The organism is Methylobacterium sp. EM32, assembly GCF_040593685.1.
Classification (GTDB): domain Bacteria; phylum Pseudomonadota; class Alphaproteobacteria; order Rhizobiales; family Beijerinckiaceae; genus Methylobacterium.
The window spans coordinates 1-3,880 of sequence record NZ_JBEXZS010000208.1; the positions used below are offsets into that span (position 1 = coordinate 1).

2 protein-coding genes are annotated in these 3,880 nt (G+C 71.6%); one reads left to right on the plus strand and one right to left on the minus strand.

The window, feature by feature from the left end; all coding sequences use genetic code 11:
- Positions 1 to 380: 380 nt before the first annotated feature.
- On the minus strand, positions 381 to 1,904 hold the full coding sequence (adh, locus tag ABZT49_RS27365; protein ID WP_355290749.1) for an aldehyde dehydrogenase: 1,524 nt from the start codon (positions 1,902 to 1,904) through the stop codon (positions 381 to 383).
- Positions 1,905 to 2,173: 269 nt separating this feature from the next.
- Here adh and ABZT49_RS27370 point away from each other — a divergent pair.
- The coding region (locus ABZT49_RS27370; protein ID WP_355290751.1) for a sigma-54-dependent Fis family transcriptional regulator at positions 2,174 to 3,880 on the plus strand (1,707 nt) is incomplete at its 3' end.

Consider the following 3,880-nt stretch of genomic DNA (forward strand, 5'->3'; position numbering starts at 1 on the left):
CCTCTGCGGGTACTGATTTCAACCTTAGATTCGGCTTGGCCGCGCACTGCACGGCGTTTTCCGGCGAACGAATCAAATCCGTTAAGGCCGTAGCCCCTCTGCGGGGGAGGGTGCCCGGCGGAGCCGGGCGGGAGAGGGGCAGCGCGACGTTGAAGGACGTGGCCACGTCATCATGGTCGCGACATCTCCGGAAGCGGCTTCCCCTCTCCCGGCCCCCTCCGGGGGCCACCCTCCCCCCGCAGAGGGGGGAGGGAAAAGCATGCGCCACTCCTTTCCCCGGACAGCCCTGCCGCAGGCGGGGAGAGGAGAGATCCTGCGCCTCTTCTTTCACCGGAAGCCTTGAACAGGCGGGGCACTTGCCCCGCCCGACATCCGGTCCCTCAGAAGAACCCGAGCTTCTTCACCGAGTAGCTGACCAGCAGGTTCTTGGTCTGCTGGTAGTGGTCGAGCATCATCTTGTGGGTCTCGCGGCCGATGCCCGACTGCTTGTAGCCGCCGAAGGCCGCGTGGGCCGGGTAGGCGTGATAGCAGTTGGTCCAGACGCGGCCGGCCTGGATCGCCCGGCCGAAGCGATAGGCGCGGGTGCCGTCGCGGGTCCACACGCCGGCGCCGAGGCCGTAGAGGGTGTCGTTGGCGATCGAGAGCGCCTCCGCGTCGTCCTTGAAGGTCGTGACCGACAGGACGGGCCCAAAAATCTCCTCCTGGAAGATGCGCATCCGGTTGTGGCCGCGGAACACCGTCGGCTGCATGTAGTAGCCGCCGGCCAACTCGCCCTCCTTCACGGCGCGCGCGCCGCCCGTGAGGCATTCGGCGCCCTCCTGGCGGCCAATATCGACGTAGCTGAGAATCTTCTCCAGCTGCTCGGAGGAGGCCTGGGCGCCGATCATCGTCGCGGGATCGAGCGGCGAGCCCTGGACGATCGCCTCGACGCGCCGGATCGCCCGCTCCATGAAGCGGTCGTAGATCGATTCGTGGACCAGCGCCCGGCTCGGGCAGGTGCAGACCTCGCCCTGGTTGAGGGCGAACATCGTGAAGCCCTCGAGCGCCTTGTCGAGGAAGTCGTCGTCCTCCGCGGCCACATCCGAGAAGAAGATGTTCGGCGACTTGCCGCCGAGCTCCAGCGTCACCGGGATCAGGTTCTGCGAGGCGTATTGCATGATCAGCCGGCCGGTCGTGGTCTCGCCGGTGAAGGCGATCTTGGCGATGCGGGGCGAGGAGGCGAGCGGCTTGCCGGCTTCGAGCCCGAAGCCGTTGACGATGTTGAGCACGCCCGGGGGCAGCAGGTCGCCGATCAGCTCGGCGAGCAGCAGCACCGAGGCCGGGGTCTGCTCGGCGGGCTTGAGCACCACGCAATTGCCGGCGGCGAGCGCGGGCGCGAGCTTCCAGACCGCCATCAGGATCGGGAAGTTCCAGGGGATGATCTGGCCGACGACGCCGAGCGGCTCGTGGAAGTGATACGCCACGGTGTCGTGGTCGATCTCGGAGAGCGAGCCCTCCTGCGCCCGGACGCAGCCGGCGAAATAGCGGAAATGGTCGATGGCGAGCGGGATGTCGGCGTGGGTGGTCTCGCGGATCGGCTTGCCGTTGTCCCAGGTCTCGGCGAGCGCGATCAGGTCGAGATTGTCCTCCATCCGGTCGGCGATCTTGAGCAGGATGCGGGCACGCTCGGCCGGCGCGGTGCGGCCCCAGGATTCTTTGGCGGCGTGGGCGGCGTCGAGCGCGCGCTCGACGTCCTGCGCGTCCGAGCGGGCGACCTCGCAGATCACCCCGCCGGTGATCGGCGAGGTGTTCTCGAAGTAGCGGCCGTTCACCGGCGCCACCCACTCGCCGCCGATGAAGTTGTCGTAGCGGCCCGAGAACGGCGAGGCGGTGCGGGCGTCGGCGAAGAGTTCCGGCTTGTTCATTTGGTTCCTCCCACTCGCCCCGTGACGGGGATGTCCCGGTCCTCGCGGGGCGTGGCGGGAGATCACCCGGCAGCGCGCATGCCAGCCCGGTCCCGGGCCCGGCTCACTCGCCGGCAAGGCTCTGATCGACCTGATCTTTCCCGACGATCCAGCGCGGCCTTCGACCAAAATCCGCCCCCCGCACGCCTGGACCGGGCGCGCGACACCTGCGACACCTGTCGCAAACAGCGACAGGCCGCCGACGCGGCACATGGGAAGGCGAGCCGCGCATGCAGAGCCGCGTGACCACGCCCCGCACCCTGCTCGCCGCCCGGCGGCAGGCCTTCGGGCCGGGGGTGGCGGAGCCGCCGCCGCCGATCCTGCGCTCCTGGGAGCGCTGCGCCGCCCTTGGGCTCGATTTCGGCCAGAAACCCCGGGTCGAGCCGCTGACCTCCGCCGCGTTGCGCGCCGCCTTCGACCGCAGCGAGGCCCTGCGCCGGACCTGCCGGCCCGAGATCGAGGCCCTGCACGCCGAGGCGCAGGCGACCGGCAGCCTGATGATCCTCACCGATGCCGACGGGCTGATCCTCGACACGCTCGGCAGCGATTCCTTCGCCGGCCGCGCCGCGCAGGTGGCGCTCCGCCCCGGCGTACCCTGGAGCGAGAGCCTGACCGGCACCAACGCCATCGGCACCGCGCTGATCGAGCGCCGCCCGGTCGAGGTGCGGGGGGCGGAGCATTATTTCGAGCCGCACCGCATCCTCAGCTGCGCCGCCATGCCGATCCTCGGCCCGGACGGCACGGTGCTGGGCGTCCTCGACCTGACCGGACCGGCGGCGATCCACCAGGGCCACGCCCTCGGCCTCGTCGGGCTCGCGGTCGCGGCCATCGAGCACCGCCTGCTCGCGGCCGTGCCGCCGGGCTGCGAGGTGCTGCGGCTGCACCGCGACCCCGGCCTTCTCGGCACGCCGCGGGAGGGCGTGCTGGTCTTCGAGGGCCGCCGCCTCGTCGGCGCCAACCGGCACGGGCTGGCGCTCCTCGGCCTTGGCTGGGGCGATCTCGGCGCCGAGCAGGCCAGTGGCCATGGCGGCGGCACGGCGCCCGGGCCGCTCGCCTTGCGGGACGAGGCCGGGGCGCCGCTCTACGGCCGGCTCGAGGGCGCACCTACCCCGGTGAGGCGCCGGCCGGCGGCCGAGCCGGCGCGGCCGGATCCCGAGGGACCGATCCTCGATCCCGCCACCCAAAAACTCCTCGCCCGCGCCGTGCGGCTGATCGATGCCGAGATCCCGGTGGTGGTCGAGGGCGAGACCGGCACCGGCAAGGAGGTCTTTGCCCGCGCCGCCCACGCCGCCTGCGCGCGGTCGCAAAAACCCTTCGTGGCGGTGAATTGCGCGGCGCTCCCCGAGACGCTGATCGAGGCCGAGCTGTTCGGCTACGAGCCCGGCGCCTTCACGGGGGCGGCGCGCCACGGCGCCAAGGGCCTGCTGCGCCAAGCCGAGGGCGGCCTGCTGTTCCTCGACGAGATCGGCGACATGCCGCTCTCCCTGCAATCGCGCCTGCTGCGGGCCCTGCAGGAGCGGGAGGTGCTCCCGGTGGGTGGTACCCGACCGGTCCCGGTCGATTTCGCGCTGGTCTGCGCCACCCACCGCGACCTCTCCCGCATGGTCGAGGAGGGCGCCTTCCGGGCCGACCTCTACTACCGAATTGCTCCCTACCGGGTGCGCCTGCCGGCTCTCCGCGAGCGGCCGGACCGTCTCGCCCTGGTGCGGGCTTTGTGGGCCCGGACCGTCGGCCCGTCCCGCGGGGTGAGCCTGTCGCCTCCTTGCGAGACGGCGCTCGCCGAGGCCGACTGGCCCGGCAACCTGCGCCAGCTCGCCGCCTGCCTGAAGGCCTTGGCGGCTTTGGCGGAGGCCGGGGAGAGCCTGGGCCCGGAGGATCTTCCCGACGGGGTGACGGGACGCCGGACCGCCCCCCGCCCCGATTCGGCCCCCTTGCCG

What these genes read in the sequence shown, in the direction of transcription:
- adh (WP_355290749.1), bottom strand. Translation starts at nt 1,904, where the DNA reads ATGAACAAGCCGGAACTCTTCGCCGACGCCCGCACCGCCTCGCCGTTC.